We start from the raw sequence: 14,742 nt of genomic DNA, 5'->3' as shown, positions 1-14,742 counted from the left end.
GCCGCTGGGCGCGGGGACCGGATGCAGCGGCGGCTGGGCCACCGGCTCGGCGACCTGCGCGGCGATGTCGGCGACCGCCTCGGTCGACCCCGCCTCGGCGATCTGCTCGTCGGCCACGCCCAGATAGGCGGCGACCACGGCGGGATCGTCGCGGATCTCGGTGGGCAGCCCGTCGGCGATCTTGCGGCCGAACTCGAGCACCACGATCCGGTCGGTCACGCCCATGACCAGCCGCATGTCGTGCTCGATGAGCAGCACGGTGAACCCGTCGTCGCGGATCTTGCGGATCAGATCCATCAGCGCCGACTTCTCGCTGGGATTGAATCCGGCGGCCGGTTCGTCCAGGCACAGCAGCTTCGGTTCGGTCGCGAGCGCGCGGGCGATCTCGAGGCGGCGCTGATCGCCGTAGGAGAGGTTGCGCGCCTTCTCCACCGCGCGCGGCGCGATGCCCACGAACTCCAGCAGCGCCATCCCGCGTTCGATGGCGTCGCGTTCCTCGCGCCGATGCCGCGGACTGCGGAACACGGCCCCCGGCACCGAGGTTCGATGCCGGGCGTCGGTGCCGACCACCACGTTCTCCAGCGCGGTCATCTCGCCGAACAACCGGATGTTCTGGAAGGTGCGGGCGATGCCGAGGCGGGTGATCTCGTTGCGCTTGCTCTTGGTGAGCGGTTTGCCGTCGAAGTACACCGTGCCCGCCGACGGGCGGTACACGCCGCTGATCGCGTTGAAGCAGGTGGTCTTGCCCGCGCCGTTGGGTCCGATGAGGCCGAGGATCTCGCCGCGGCGGATCTCGAAACTCACATCGTCCAGCGCGGTCAGGCCGCCGAAGCGGACCGTCAGACCCTCGGTGCGCAGCAACGGTTCCCCGACCGCGGTGAGGATCTCCCGTTGCGGCGCAACGACTTCCGCGACGGTCTCGGCGTCGGCGAACTGGGGCAGCACGGCGGTGACGTCCACATCGCCCGCCGTGGGCGCCGGTTCGGTCTCGCGGTAGCCCGCGGCCATGTCCTCGTTGTCGAACAGCGCGCCACCCGCGCCCGGCCCGGTCATCGGCCCGCTCCGATCGGTTCGGGTTCGGCCGGTCGCCGAACCGCCTGTACCACCTGCCTACCGTAGGTCAGCAGTTTCTGCCGCACCGGGAACAGGCCCTGCGGCCGCAGGATCATCATGACCACCAGGGCGATACCGAAGTACAGATACTTCAGATCGCCGAGGGACTGCGCCCCGCCCTTGCGGAACAGCAGCACGCTGCCCAGCAGCAGCGCCGCCAGCACGCCGGTGACGATCATGCCGAGCACCACCCCGCGCCGGGGCCACACGGGCAGCCACTCGCCGCGGAACCGGTACAGCAGATACAGCGCGGCGAAGATCAGCACGTCGATCAGCAGATAGACATAGCCGGTGGTCTCGTCGGAGACCATCTTCACCGAGGCCAGCCGGGCCGGGAGGTAGGCGATGATGAACGCGCCGACCAGCACGCCGAGCTTGTTGCCCTGCCCGCCGATGACGACCGCGCACAGGAACAGCATCGAGTTGACGACGTTGAACTGCGTCGGATTCACGAACTGCACCTGCCCGGCGTACATCGCGCCGGAGATGCCGCCCACGGCCGCGCCGATGGTGAACGCCCACAGCTTGTACTTGAAGGTGGGCACGCCCATGATCTCGGCGGCGTCCTCGTCCTCGCGGATCGCCACCCACGCGCGGCCCACCCGGCTGCGTTCGAGATTGCCCACGACCAGCAGCATGACCACGATCAGGACCATGCCGAACCAGTACCACCAGGTGCCGTAGCCCGCGCGGTCCAGCAGGTTCATGCTGTCGGGGTTGCCGCCGTTGCCCGCGGAGAACCAGCCCTTCGGATGGTTGTCCGACTCCCCCAGATGCGGGTAGGCCACCTCGGACAGGCCGAGGCTGCCGTTGGTGATCTCGTTGAGGTTGTCGGCGAGCAGGCGCACGATCTCACCGAAGCCGAGGGTGACGATGGCCAGGTAGTCCCCGCGCAGCCGCAGCGTCGGCGAGCCGAGGATCAGCCCGGACAGCGCGGTGACCACCACCGCCAGCGGAAGGCACGCCAGCCACGCCCATTTCGGGTCCAGCCAGCCGCCCGCGGTCTGGTTCCAGGGGCTGTTCTTGCTGGTGAGCAGCGCGACCGTGTACGCGCCGACCGCGTAGAAGCCGACATAGCCCAGATCCAGCAGACCCGCTTGCCCGACAACGACATTCAGGCCGATCGCGACGAGACAGTACATCGCGACCTGGGCCATGACGAGGCCGAAATTGTAACTGGGCGTATCGATTCCGGGCGGCGGGAACAGCGGCAGCAGGGCCAGCAGCGCCAGCACCGGGACGCCGACGCCCCATTGCGCGGGGCGGCTCAGCCCCTCCCACCAGCCGCGCAGGGCATCGCCCACGCCGTGCCGCGAAACCGGTTGCGGCGCGGGGGGTTTGGTGACGGTGACGCTCATGCCCGAGCCCTCCCGAGACTTTCGCCGAGGATGCCGGTCGGGCGCACCATCAGCACCAGCACCAGCACCACGAACGCGACCACGTCGCGCCACTGCGTACCGAACAGGATCTGGCCGTACTGTTCGACCACGCCCAGCAGCAGCCCGCCCAGCAGCGCGCCGCGCAGATTGCCGATGCCGCCGAGCACCGCGGCGCTGAACGCCTTGATGCCCAGGATGAATCCGCCCAGATAGATGATCCCGTTGGGCACCTTGAGGGTGTAGAGCAGCGCCGCGCCGCCCGCGAGCACGCCGCCGATGAGGAAGGTCAGCATGATCACCCGCTCGCGCGACACGCCCATCAGCGTCGCCGTGTCGGGGTCCTGCGCGACCGCGCGGATGGCCCGCCCGAACCGGGTCCGGTTGATCACCACCTCGGTGCCGACCGCCAGGGCCACCGCCGCCAGCACGATGATGATCATGACATTGGTGACCGTCGCGCCGAGGAAGCTGAACTGCGGGGTCTGCTCCACGAGCCGAATCGGTTGCTGCGCATTGGTTCCGCCCAGCTTCGGATTGATCTTGGGCAGAATGAAATGCACGAATTCCTGCAATACGAACGACATTCCGATCGCCGTGATGAGGAAGGCCAGCGGCCGCGCCCCGCGTTTGCGCAACGGCCGATACGCCACGCGCTCCAGCCCGACGGCCGCGCCGCCGGACACCAACATTCCGATGATCATGGCCGCCACCAGATAGACGCACGTCAACACGACGCCCTGCGTATAGGCGTCGGGCGCGGCGGCGAAGCCCAGCAGCATCAGCCCGATCAGCTGCCCGAACATGCCGAGCATGAACACCTCGGAATGCGCGAAGTTGATCAGGCGCAGCACGCCGTAGACCAAGGTGTAGCCGACGGCGACCAACGCGTAGATGGCCCCGTAGGTGATGCCGTCGACGGTGAGCCGCCAGAAATTGTCGAACAGCCCCTGGTAGTCGAACCCGATCGAGGCACCCAGTAGGTGCGTCGCATCGGCCAGTGCGGTCGTGGTCATACTCTCCAACCCTCATTCACGCCCGGGACGACAACAGCACGCGCGGGGCAGAATCCGGCAGACGCCCCGCACGTGCTGTCTCCTCGTCGGGCTACTTCACCTGGTAGATCCACACCACCGCGTTGGTCAGCTCACCCGCGTCGTTCCACTTGTAGTGGCGGCCACCCGTGCCGTCACCCTCGTAGCCGCGGACGTAGCCGAGCACGTCCGGCCGGGTCACCTTGCCGCTGTCGATCGCCTTGAGCAGGATCGTGGCCAGGTCGTAGGCCTCGACCGAGTAGACGCCCGACTTCTGGCCGTTGAGCGCCTGGTACTCCTTCTCGAACTGGTCGGGCGCCGGACCGCAGGGGCAGGTCAGCACCGCGTCCTTGGCGGCGCTGCCGGCCTGGGTGAGGAACTGCGGATCGTTGACGCCGTCGGGGCCGACGAAGGTCGCCTTCACCCCACCGGACTTCAGCTGCGCGGCCAGCGGCGCGCCCTCGGCGTAGTAGCCGGAGTAGAACACCGCGTCCGGGTTCGCCGAGGAGATCTTGGTGACCGTGGCCGAGAAGTCCTTGTCGCCGGTCTTCACGCCCGCCGCGCAGGACGGATCGGCGGCCGAGCCGAGGCCCGCGGTGATGGACTTGGCCAGGCCGGTGCCGTAGTCGCTGTCGTCCTGGACGACGCAGACCTTCTTGTACTTGGCGGCCAGGTACTTGCCGACCGAGCTGCCCTGCACGTCGTCGTTGGCCAGGCCGCGGAAGAAGGTCTTCCAGCCGTTGGTCGACAGGGTCGCGTTGGTGGCCGAGGAGGTCAGCGCCGCCAAGCCGCTGTCGGAGAGGATCTGGCCGGTCGCCTTGGTCTCACCGGAGAAGGCGGGACCGACCAGGCCGACCACCGACTTGTCGTTGATGACCTGCGGGATGACCGAGGTGGCCTTCTGCGGTTCGCCCTCGGTGTCGAACAGCTTCAGGTCGACCTTGCAGTTCGGGTTGGCCTTGTTGTGCTTGTCGATCGCGAGTTTCGCGCCCATCGAGATATTGATGCCGAGGGCGGCGTTCGGTCCGGTCTGCGCGCCCGCGAAGGCGATCGCGGTGCCGGGGGCGCAGGTGGCCTTGCCGTCACCGGCCGGGTCGGCCGCGGTGGCGCTCGACGACGCCGAACCCAGCTTGCCACTCGCGTCGACCGGGCCCAGCGGCTGGATCGACAGGCCGCTGCTCCCCCCGCTGGTGCCCGACTCCGTGCCACCGCTGTTGTTCGTGGATTTCGAACTGCATCCGGTCAGCACCAGCGCCGCGGCAGCGGCGATCGCCAACAAACCTCGCGTGGTACGACCGCGCCTTGTCGAACTGAGCACGTTTCACCTCTAATCCTGCCCATCCGCCCGGGATCACCGGGTGGAAGCCGACCAACGTCGGCTCGGGACAGAACTTAGCGGCGCGAGGTTAGCTCCGCATCACATTCGAGTCATTCGCGTGACTTCGAGCCCCAGTATTTACCTCACCGTGTTGCGGGAGCGTTAATTTCCCGCAATCACGACTTCGGGGCCAGGTTCTCCAATACGACCTCGGCGACGGCTTTCATCGTCGTGCGGCGATCCATCGCGGTGCGCTGAATCCACTTGAACGCCTGCGGCTCGGACAGCCCCTGGGTCTGCATCAGCACACCCTTGGCGCGCTCGACCAGTTTCCGGGTCTCGAGCCGGTCGGACAGGTTGGCGACCTCGCTCTCGAGCGCCGTGATCTCGTGGAACCGGCTGGCGGCCAACTCGATCGCGGGCACCAGATCCGATTTGGTGAACGGCTTGACCAGGTACGCCATCGCCCCGGCGTCGCGGGCCCGCTCGACCAGGTCACGTTGGCTGAAGGCGGTCAGAATGACCACGGGCGCAAGGCGTTTCGAGGCGATCTCGGCGGCCGCGTCGATCCCGTCGCGGCGCGGCATCTTCACGTCCATGATGAGCAGATCGGGCCGCAACTCCTCCGCGAGATCCACCGCCTGCTGGCCGTCCCCGGCCTCGCCCACCACCTGATACCCCTCTTCGGACAGCATCTCCACCAGGTCCATGCGGATGAGAGCCTCGTCCTCGGCCACCACCACGCGCTTCGCGGCGGAGACCGCATCCTTCTTAGCGCCCCCTGCTGACGTTCCCATAGACAGACCCCTCGTGGTTCCGATGCCGACACTCCTCGCCCACCGCGACCACACGCCCACCCACGCCGGCCCGGCACACGCCCGAGTGCCCTAAAGCGTACCGTTCAACCCCGGAAGCAACCCATCTACCCAGCGCAAAGCCCCAAGGCCAGACCCGATTGGGTTCCCCCGCCCCCACCCGCTATGCTTTTCCCCCGGTGCGCCGAGTTGGCGGAACTGGCAGACGCGACGGTCTCAAAAACCGTTGTCCGTGAGGACGTGTGGGTTCGAGTCCCACACTCGGCACCAGGTGGTAGGGGGTTGGTCATCGCCCTCCCCCAGGACATCTCAAGCAGTCCGCAGAGCGTCCGCAGCGGTCCGCAGTTGCTCCACCGCGGCGCGCGCCCCGACGTCCATCCCCTCAGCGACGGCGGCGAGGTCGTCCGAGAACAGATGACCGTAGAGGCCCAGCGTCATGGTCGCGGTCTTGTGGCCCAGCATCCGTTGCGCCACTTTGATATTCGCGCCCGCGCTGATTCCCAACGATGCCGCGGTATAGCGAGCCGATGCGGCACAAGGCCTTCCAGCCCCACCGTCGCCGCAGCCTGATCGAACACCCAGCGGAAATCGCTGGACTCCCGATGGCCCCCTGGTGGCTGAGGAACAGCAGCGCGTCCACACCGCGCCCGTCGAGCGCTCGGTCGAGTTCCCTCGCCGTTTCCGATCGGCTCCCAGCGCCCACAGACACAGCATGGTTGAAGACGACACCGGAGAACTCATCGAAACGGTTCGTCAGCAGTATGTGACAGCGGAAGCCCGAACAATCATGGTTTCAGATGCTCGTATCCGCGGGACCGCTATGACGCCTTCCTATTCCGAGTGGCTCTGCAATCCAGCGGAGATTCGGCGGAGAATCCTTAAGAAATATCGCGGGTTTGGCTAGGCACAGCCAGACCAGCAGCAATTCATCGTCGAACCCAAGCTTGGCCTACGTCGTCCAGATTTCACCACGAGACGAACTCTGCATCTTTGGAATCAAGTTCCATTCTGTTCAGCTACGTCCCTCCGCTAATGCGATTTCTGCCATCACCTCGTAACCCACGGTCGCGCAGAGCGACCTCAAACAACACCGCCGGCGCAGCGCATCGGTCGCATCAGAGCGAAGCAAGGCACGACGGGAACCGTGCGCTGCCCGCTCTTCTACGACTCGTCTAAAATGACTCAGCGCTTATGTGCGCCTGGCTCGAACCGAGTATGCACACTAACTGTCGAATCGGCGAACGAGGGTGACAACACCCGCTCCCGCCACCTTTTCAGTTTGAGGTCCTACTCGATCGTAGAATTCGCCGTTCCAAGCCACCGGTGCCGTGCCAGCTTCAGGCTCCAGCCTCCAGATGAGATAATCCTTATAGCGGAAGGGCTGAAGAGTCTGCGCAAGCTTGGTCGCGAATTCTGGCTCAAGTTTCGATCCTCTGATTCGATCGGTCAACCATCGAAAGTGTTCGTCTAATGAGCGATTCATTTTGGTAAGCTCGTGTTGCGTGCCAGTCACATAAAACTTGCCGTCAAGGATATGAGCGGAAACTTCGGCAAACGCTGGATCGCCTTAGCGTCCATAAGATTGTCCGCCACGCCAAAAAAGATCATTCCTTTGGTTCCTGGCCCCCGATTGGCCATCGCGCTTGCGGTGCGCATGACTTTCTCGAAGCTTTCGTCATCGAACATGCGGTCACCGGATATTTTACAGAAGCCCTGCTTAAGCTCAAATAGGGAGTCCTCAGTTAACGCCATCCGTAGCGTAGACTCAAACTGAAGCGCTTGCTCCTGCAACTTGACGTCTTTTCCGTCGACACTTGGCTTGAAGTGCGGACGAAGCCTTCCTTTGACGCTGTTGAATAGTGCCATTTTCCGCTCCGCGCCCCAGTTTCCGCCGCCTGGTATGCTGAGATCCCCGCCCCAGAAATGTTTAAGAGCACCGAGCAGATCAGCATTACTCTTCGGAACTAGATTCTCTACATGCAAGAGCTGATCAATCGCGATGAACACCGCGTGGAATTGGCGCGGGACACCGCGATTCTTATCTTGCGCTACAGCCCATTCCGCGAAGGCTTCCCCCTTCTCATCGAGGGCTGAGTCGATCAGATCGAGCGTTTCCATGAATCGCGATTGCACATAACTACTGCCCATAACCGCAAGTCGGGGCTGCACTACACCTTGCGAAGTCGAAGCACGACCTGGAGTGTCCCCGTATGCAGAGTTCCGATACTCGCTCCCGGAACTCGCTGGCGGATCTAGAATAATATCAAGAAGGATATCGAGTACCAGTTCCTCATCTCGCGATTCTCGAACGGCCTCTCGCCCCAAGATTCCATGCTTCACCCAGAAAATATCTGTGTCGCGAATCCCGTAGGGTAGATCGCGGTTAGTTATACTAATTTTCGGCATCTCAGATAGATGTACGTAGTCACTCAGAGAGGCATCCCCTCTTACCTCGGCACTTACCCTTCTCACTAACTGAGCAATCTCAGCAGTAGCGCCAGCCTGCCTAATCTCTTGCAGACTCAGGTAGCGGCCCGATGAGTTGATTCTACGAAAGACCTCATCTACCGAAGAGCCGCTTGCAGATCTGTAAGTCGATATCGGAAGCGGGTAGTTTGTAAAGGCAAGGCAAATTTTTCGATCAAGAATCGGACCTTGCTGTTTCAACTCGCCCCGATCCTTCTTGAACTTCGTATCCGCCAAGGTTTCGAGGTCGAAGTACTGCCCTTCAAAAGAAAACTCATTTTCAAAAAAAGAAAAGATTGCATTCAAGCGCTGAAGGCCGTCGATAACTTCCAGACGAGGCTTTCCTTCGTGGATAGTTTCAGCGAGCAGAATCAATGGTATCGGCAACTGATTCAGCACGGAGTCGATCAGCTTCTCTTTTTCCTCGACGGCCCACACCAGCTTGCGCTGATACCGGCGGTTCACAAGATATCGGCCTTGGACAAATTGACTGTACAGCTTTTGCAGACTCTCTCCTTGAACTGAAAGCTCAGTCGTGCTCGCAGAATCAGCCACTACATCTCCTCCCAGTGCACCGTCGCAACATAATACTGCGTCCTGTCGCTGTTCGGTGAGAACGCGCGCGGGCAGTCGAGAAAGCTCAAGTCGGGCTCGCCGATACGGCCCAGGACCAGAGGGAAACGGAGTGTTGGCGTCGGCGCTACAGTACCTGGACCAGGATCTGGTCCGCTCGCGTCCCGCGAACTGAGAGCCACAACGCTCTGGCCAGGGTTCGCGGCGGCCATCTGCGGTTAGGCTCGGATCCGGACAGCGATTTCAGCCGACTCGAAGGGCGGGTTCGTGGACAAGCTGACGGAAATTCTGGCAAAAAGACCGAATATCCTCCTCGACTTTGACGGCCCGGTCTGCGACCTGTTCGCCCACCTCACCGAACGCCAGGCCGCCCGCGAACTCGTCACGGCCCTGAACTCCCCGCTGCTCGACCAGGTCGCGGACGCCAACGACCCCTTCGACATCCTCGAATACATCGCCCACCGCAACCCCGACCTCGCGGCGAAGATCGAACGCCGGCTCGCCGACATCGAGGTGCGGGCGGCGGGCTCCGCGCCGCTCGCCGCGGGGGCCGATGAGGTGATCCGGCGCGCGGCCGGGCGCGGCGTCGTCGCGATCGTCAGCAACAACGCCCCCGAGGCCATCGACACCTATCTGAGGGCACAGGGGTTGCGCGAGTGCGTGGCGGGCGTGTTCGGGCGGACCTCCGCCGATGTCTCGGGGCTGAAGCCGAGCACTCGCCTGCTCGACGAGGCGATGACCACGCTCGGAATAGACTCGGACACTTGCGTTTACGTCGGCGACTCCACCACCGACATCGAAGCCGCGGACGGGGCCGGGATGCCCGCCATCGCCCTCGCGAGCGGGAGTGACGATCGAGACGAACTCGCTTCGCACAAACCGGTGGCCCTCATCGAGTCCATGACCGAGCTGCGGGACGCGTTGGCCGACTAGCCTCCTTCCGCCCGGAATGGCAGGATCCCCGGCGTGCTGAAGCGATGGACCGGCGCGGCCTTGGTCGCGGTGACAGCCCTGCTGGCCGGATGCTCGACGGGCGAACACACCGATCCCCACCCGGACCGAGGCTTCACCGACCTCGAAACCCGATACGGTGCCCGCCTCGGCGTCTATGCCACCGCCCGCGACAAGACCGTCGCGCACCGCGACACCGAGCGCTTCGCCTTCGACTCCACCTTCAAACCCCTGGCCTGCGCCGCCCTCCTCCACGAACACCCCTTGGCCACAGGCTATTTCGACCGAACCATCCACTACACCCGCGACGACCTCGTCCCCTACTCCCCCACCACCGAGACCAGACTCGACACCGGCATGACCGTCGCCGAACTCTGCGAGGCCGCCATCACCCGCAGCGACAACACCGCGGGCAACCAGATCCTGAAACTCCTCGGCGGCCCACCCGCCCTCACCGCGTTCCTGCGGACCATCGGCGACGACACCACCCGCTCCGACCGCTGGGAAACCGACCTCAACACCTCGATCCCGGGCGACGACCGCGACACCACCACCCCACGAGCCATCGCCGCCGACTATCGGAAACTCGTCGTCGAGAACACCCTCGGCGTCCCGGAACGCGACCTCCTCGAGTCCTGGCTCATCGCCAATACCACCGGCGCACAACGCATCCGAGCCGGACTCCCGAGCACCTGGACCGTCGGCGACAAGACCGGCACCGGCGACTACGCCTCCGCCAACGACATCGCCGTCGCCTGGACCGACCGCGGCGAACCCGTCGTCATCGCCGTCCTCACCGTCAAACCGGACCAACGAGCCCAGCCCGACAACGCCCTGCTCGCCGACGCCGCCCGTATCGTCGCCGACGCCCTGCGCTGAACCTTTCGGATCGAAACCCCGTACATCCGCGTAGGGCGAACGAATAGTGGAGGCACGCGGGACATGCGGGTGAACCGGCTGACGGCGGATCTGTCGGCGTATCCGGATCTGGTCGTCATCTATCTGGGCATGCGGGTGCGCAAGCCGCGCGGGATGCTGCGGCTGCTCGGGCTCGGGCCGAAGCTGTATCGGTCGCACAAGGACCGGCCCGACGGGCTGCTGTCGCACGAGGACATCATCTGGTCGCTGATCCCGCCGCACTGGGGCGCGCGGCAATACTGGCGCGATCTGGACAGCCTCGAGCGGTGGACCCGGTCCGAGCCGCACCGGGATTGGTGGCAGCGGTTCCTGCGCGACTCCGGCGGAACCGGGTTCTGGCACGAGGCGTACTTCGCGCGGGGCGGGATCGACGCCATGTACGACGACATGACCACCCCGACCGGACTCGCCCGCTTCGCGCCCACGGTGCCGTCGCGCGGACGATTGTTCTCCACGCGCGGCCGGGTGCGGGCCGCCGATCCGAAAGTCGCCCCCGTCGTCGCGGAAAACGCCATTTACCCGGATAATTCCGGATGAGAAGAAATTGCGGGCAACCATTCGGCCAACGCCGGTACACAACTCGCTACCAATTGATGAACATCTGACCAAAAACGGGCGGGGCAGGCTTATCGCCCTTCATATCGGGTACCGGCCCGGCTTACCGTAACAGCCATGCACGTCCTGTTCGTCTGCACCGGCAATGTTTGTAGGTCGGTGATCGCCGAGCGTGTCACCCGCGCGCTCGCGGCCGAACACGGACTGACCGACCTTACCGCGGAGAGCGCGGGCACGCGGGCCCTCGTCGGATTCGGCGTGGAACCGCTTGCCGCCCAGACCATTACCGGTCTCGGCGCGAACGCCGACGATTTCCGCGCCCGCAAACTCAAAGCGGCGATGATCGAACGCGCCGATCTCGTGCTGGCGATGACCGAGCAAATCCGCGACGAGATCATGAGACTCGTCCCCGCCGCGGCCGGGCGCACCTTCACGCTGCTCGAGGCGCACCGCATCGCGAAGGTCAGCGGGGCGCGCACCATCGCCGAGATCGACCGGGCCCGAGACGATCTCGCGCTCGTGGGACGGGAGAACATCCCGGACCCGGTGGGGTTGTCGGCCGACAGGTTCTGTGAGACCGGCGACCGGATCGCCGAGGCGGTCGTGCCGCTCATGCTGGCCCTGCACGCGCATCGAGTCCACGAGGACGGCGGTTTCGACACCCGCGGGCGGCCGCGGCTGGTGGTGTTACCCGGGGGCCGGGACGACCGGCCGACGCACGAACCGCTGCCGCGCATCGGCCGACACGCCTGACGCGTTTCGAAACATGGGCGGGACACGCATGTGTCCTCCCCATTCCGGGTAATGAGGGATTACACTCCCCGCGGAACGATTCCGATGGTCCGACACAAGAACAGGACTCAGACATGCCGAAACGCATTTCGGATGTTTCGCTCCATGTTTATGTGACACCGGAAGCCCTCGAACGCGTCGTCGACACCGTGCGCCGAGTCGTCGACGATCATGTGGCCGACCGGGACGTGTTCGCCTGGCGGTTCACCCTGCCCGTCGACCCCGACCAACCCGACCACACCGTGCTGGAAACCCAATGGCGCCTGGATCATCCGGGCGCCGACCCCGGCGCCCGCCGCACCTACGAGATCGCCCTCAGCCTCGTCGGCGACCAGCGCCTGCTCACCGAGGCCGACCTCGCCACCCTGGAACGGAAACTGATCCTCGGCATCTGCGCGGTCGACGCGGTCCCCCATTCCATCCACGCCCTGCACCGCGAGAGTTTCGATCTCGAGGAGAACCGGGAACTGATCTAGCGGCGCGGCGGGAAGTGCCGGATGACGCCCTCCTGCACCACCGTCGCGAGCAATTCGCCTGCGCGCGAATAGAAGTGGCCCGTGGCCAGCCCCCGCGAGCCCGCCGCCACCGGCGACTGGGTGGCGTAGAGCGCCCAGTCGTCGAAGCGGAACGGGCGGTGGAACCAGATGGAGTGGTTCACGGTGGCGGCGACGATGCGGTCGAAACCCCAGGACAGGCCGTGGGTGGTGATGATCGAGTCCAGCACCGTCGTGTCGGACGAATAGCCCAGTGTCGCAACGTGAATCAGCGGGTCGTCGGGCAGGTGGCCGTCGGCCTTCATCCACACCCGGTTGTATTCCAGTGTGCCGCCGGTGTTCTTGAGCACCCACGCCGGATCGTTGGTGTAGCGCATATCGATCGGATGCGGCGCGTTGACGAACATCTGCAAGCGGTCCTCGAGCCCGACGAAGGACTCCTCCACGCGCGGCAGCTGTTCGGGGTCGGGGACCTGCGGCTGGGGGGCGGCGTGTTCCAGGCCCTTGGCCCAGTCCTGGAAGGCCGCCAGCATGACGAACAGCTCCTGATCGTCCTGATACGCGGTGACCGTGCGATTGGCGAACGCGCGGCCGTCGCGGTGGCGCTCCACGCGGTACTCGATCGGCTTCTTCACATCGCCGCCGCGCACGAAGTGCGCGTTGACCGCGTGCACCGGGCGTTCCGGTCCGACCGTGCGACCGGCGGCCACGATGGCCTGCGCCACCAGCTGACCGCCGAAGGTGCGACTCCACACCTTCTCCGGGTGGTGGCCGAGGAAATGGTCCTCCCCCAGCTGCTCCAGGTCCAGCAGACCCAGCAGCACCTCCAGGTCGCTCGTACCGGTCGGAACCGATTCGCCCAGTGACGCGCTGCTCACCTCAGTGGTCCTCCTCGCCGATGCGATGCACGTGAATCAGGTTGGTGGAACCCACGGTACCGGGCGGGGACCCGGCCACGATCACCACCAGGTCGCCCTTCTGATAGCGGTTGAGCGACAACAGCTCCTTGTCGACCTGACCGATCATCTCGTCGGTGGTACCCACCGGCGGCACGAGGAACGTCTCGGTGCCCCAGGTCAGCGCGAGCTGGCTGCGCACCTCCGGCAGCGGGGTGAACGCCAGCAGCGGCAGCGGCGTGTGCAGCCGGGCCAAGCGGCGCACGGTGTCGCCGGACTGGGTGAACGCGACCAGCGCCTTGGCGTTGAGCCGCTCGCCGATGTCGCGGGCCGCGTAGGAGATGACGCCGCGCTTGGTGCGCGGCACATGCGTCAAAGGCGGTACGCGCGTGGAGGATTCGGATTCCACCGCGTGCACGATGCGGGCCATGGTCCGCACCGCCTCGATCGGGTACGCGCCCACCGAGGTCTCGCCGGACAGCATGACCGCGTCGGCGCCGTCGAGCACCGCGTTGGCCACGTCCGACGCCTCGGCGCGGGTCGGGCGGGAGTTGCCGATCATCGATTCGAGCATCTGGGTGGCCACGATGACCGGTTTGGCGTTCTCGCGGGCCATCTGGATCGCCCGCTTCTGCACCAGCGGCACCTGCTCGAGCGGGAGTTCGACGCCCAGGTCGCCGCGGGCGACCATGATCGCGTCGAAGGCCAGCACGATCGCCTCGAGGTTGTCGATGGCCTCGGGCTTCTCCAGCTTGCCGATCACCGGCACGCGGCGGCCGACGCGGTCCATGATGTCGTGCACCAGCTCGACGTCCGACGGCGAGCGCACGAACGACAGCGCGATGAAGTCCACGCCCAGGTTCAGCGCGAATTCCAGGTCGGCGATGTCCTTTTCGGACAGGGCGGGCACCGACACGTCCATGCCGGGCAGCGAGACGCCCTTGTTGTTGGAGACCGGGCCGCCCTCGGTGACCCGGCAGACGACGTCGTTGCCCTCGACGCGGGTGACGGTGAGGCCGACCTTGCCGTCGTCGACGAGCAGGCGGTCACCGGCCTTCGCGTCCTGCGCGAGCTGTTTGTAGGTGGTGGAGACGCGGTCGTGGGTGCCCTCGACGTCGTCGACGGTGATGCGCACCTCTTCCCCGGTGGCCCAGGTGGTGCGCTCGTCGATGAAACGGCCGAGGCGGATCTTGGGGCCCTGTAGATCGGCGAGAATGCCGACGGCACGGCTCAATTGGTCCGCGGCCTTGCGGACCTTGCGGTAGTTTTCGGCGTGATCGGCGTGTTCGCCGTGGCTGAAGTTCAACCGGGCCACGTCCATGCCGCTTTCGACAAGTTCGCGGAGCCGGTCCTCGGAGGCGGTCGCCGGTCCGAGGGTGCACACAATCTTTGTCCGTCGCATCACGGGCTCGAGCCTAGTCCTGCCCGGGCCCGGACGCTG

General features: G+C 65.3%; 13 protein-coding genes, 1 tRNA gene and 1 pseudogene. 6 read left to right on the top strand and 9 right to left on the bottom strand.

The window, feature by feature from the left end:
• Positions 1 to 144: 144 nt before the first annotated feature.
• The 5 genes and pseudogenes from ACFYTQ_RS17730 to ACFYTQ_RS17710 form a co-directional block, all read right to left on the bottom strand.
• Positions 145 to 1,008: pseudogene (locus ACFYTQ_RS17730) on the bottom strand (ABC transporter ATP-binding protein); the annotation flags it as partial.
• A 41-nt stretch (positions 1,009 to 1,049) separates the two neighbouring features.
• The gene (locus ACFYTQ_RS17725; protein WP_387361884.1) at positions 1,050 to 2,471 is read right to left on the bottom strand and encodes a branched-chain amino acid ABC transporter permease; all 1,422 of its coding nucleotides are present in this window, start codon (positions 2,469 to 2,471) and stop codon (positions 1,050 to 1,052) included.
• Positions 2,468 to 3,505: a branched-chain amino acid ABC transporter permease gene (locus ACFYTQ_RS17720; protein ID WP_387361882.1), complete on the bottom strand. Its 1,038-nt coding sequence runs from the start codon at positions 3,503 to 3,505 to the stop codon at positions 2,468 to 2,470. The genes ACFYTQ_RS17725 and ACFYTQ_RS17720 overlap by 4 nt, the downstream gene beginning before the upstream one ends.
• A 91-nt stretch (positions 3,506 to 3,596) precedes the next feature.
• The gene (locus tag ACFYTQ_RS17715) at positions 3,597 to 4,802 is read right to left on the bottom strand and encodes a branched-chain amino acid ABC transporter substrate-binding protein (protein ID WP_387361880.1); all 1,206 of its coding nucleotides are present in this window, start codon (positions 4,800 to 4,802) and stop codon (positions 3,597 to 3,599) included.
• A gap of 215 nt (positions 4,803 to 5,017) precedes the next feature.
• Complete coding sequence (locus ACFYTQ_RS17710) at positions 5,018 to 5,638, bottom strand: ANTAR domain-containing response regulator (protein ID WP_387361878.1); 621 nt, start codon at positions 5,636 to 5,638, stop codon at positions 5,018 to 5,020.
• Between the two features lie 201 nt (positions 5,639 to 5,839).
• Between ACFYTQ_RS17710 and ACFYTQ_RS17705 the strand changes: the two genes are divergently transcribed.
• Positions 5,840 to 5,926, top strand: a tRNA-Leu gene (locus ACFYTQ_RS17705).
• Between the two features lie 39 nt (positions 5,927 to 5,965).
• Here the strand turns inward: ACFYTQ_RS17705 and ACFYTQ_RS17700 are convergent.
• On the bottom strand, positions 5,966 to 6,160 hold the full coding sequence (locus ACFYTQ_RS17700; RefSeq protein WP_387361877.1) for a hypothetical protein: 195 nt from the start codon (positions 6,158 to 6,160) through the stop codon (positions 5,966 to 5,968).
• A gap of 1,005 nt (positions 6,161 to 7,165) precedes the next feature.
• Positions 7,166 to 8,677: a DUF262 domain-containing protein gene (locus ACFYTQ_RS17695; RefSeq protein ID WP_387361875.1), complete on the bottom strand. Its 1,512-nt coding sequence runs from the start codon at positions 8,675 to 8,677 to the stop codon at positions 7,166 to 7,168.
• Positions 8,678 to 8,962: 285 nt separating this feature from the next.
• On the opposite strand from ACFYTQ_RS17695, the gene ACFYTQ_RS17690 reads away from it, so the two are divergent.
• The 5 genes from ACFYTQ_RS17690 (at position 8,963) to ACFYTQ_RS17670 (ending at position 12,387) form a co-directional block, all read left to right on the top strand.
• Positions 8,963 to 9,628 carry an HAD family hydrolase gene (locus tag ACFYTQ_RS17690; RefSeq protein WP_387361873.1) on the top strand — a complete coding sequence of 222 codons (666 nt, stop codon included), beginning with the start codon at positions 8,963 to 8,965 and terminating at the stop codon, positions 9,626 to 9,628.
• A gap of 33 nt (positions 9,629 to 9,661) precedes the next feature.
• The gene (gene bla, locus ACFYTQ_RS17685; RefSeq protein WP_387361871.1) at positions 9,662 to 10,525 is read left to right on the top strand and encodes a class A beta-lactamase; all 864 of its coding nucleotides are present in this window, start codon (positions 9,662 to 9,664) and stop codon (positions 10,523 to 10,525) included.
• A gap of 63 nt (positions 10,526 to 10,588) precedes the next feature.
• The gene (locus ACFYTQ_RS17680) at positions 10,589 to 11,101 is read left to right on the top strand and encodes a phenylacetaldoxime dehydratase family protein (RefSeq protein ID WP_387361869.1); all 513 of its coding nucleotides are present in this window, start codon (positions 10,589 to 10,591) and stop codon (positions 11,099 to 11,101) included.
• Positions 11,102 to 11,236: 135 nt separating this feature from the next.
• Positions 11,237 to 11,872: a low molecular weight phosphatase family protein gene (locus ACFYTQ_RS17675; protein ID WP_387361867.1), complete on the top strand. Its 636-nt coding sequence runs from the start codon at positions 11,237 to 11,239 to the stop codon at positions 11,870 to 11,872.
• A 152-nt stretch (positions 11,873 to 12,024) separates the two neighbouring features.
• Positions 12,025 to 12,387: a hypothetical protein gene (locus tag ACFYTQ_RS17670; protein WP_387361865.1), complete on the top strand. Its 363-nt coding sequence runs from the start codon at positions 12,025 to 12,027 to the stop codon at positions 12,385 to 12,387.
• Here the strand turns inward: ACFYTQ_RS17670 and ACFYTQ_RS17665 are convergent.
• Positions 12,384 to 13,283, bottom strand: a complete 900-nt coding sequence (locus ACFYTQ_RS17665; protein ID WP_387361863.1) for an acyl-CoA thioesterase — start codon at positions 13,281 to 13,283, stop codon at positions 12,384 to 12,386. The genes ACFYTQ_RS17670 and ACFYTQ_RS17665 overlap by 4 nt on opposite strands.
• A 1-nt stretch (position 13,284) precedes the next feature.
• The gene (gene pyk / locus ACFYTQ_RS17660; protein WP_387361861.1) at positions 13,285 to 14,706 is read right to left on the bottom strand and encodes a pyruvate kinase; all 1,422 of its coding nucleotides are present in this window, start codon (positions 14,704 to 14,706) and stop codon (positions 13,285 to 13,287) included.
• Positions 14,707 to 14,742: the final 36 nt, after the last annotated feature.

The organism is Nocardia sp. NPDC004068 (assembly GCF_042874315.1).
In the GTDB taxonomy this organism is placed as follows: Bacteria; Actinomycetota; Actinomycetes; order Mycobacteriales; family Mycobacteriaceae; genus Nocardia.
The sequence above is the reverse complement of the archived record's forward strand: the minus strand, read 5'-3'. Positions and strand labels throughout refer to the sequence as shown.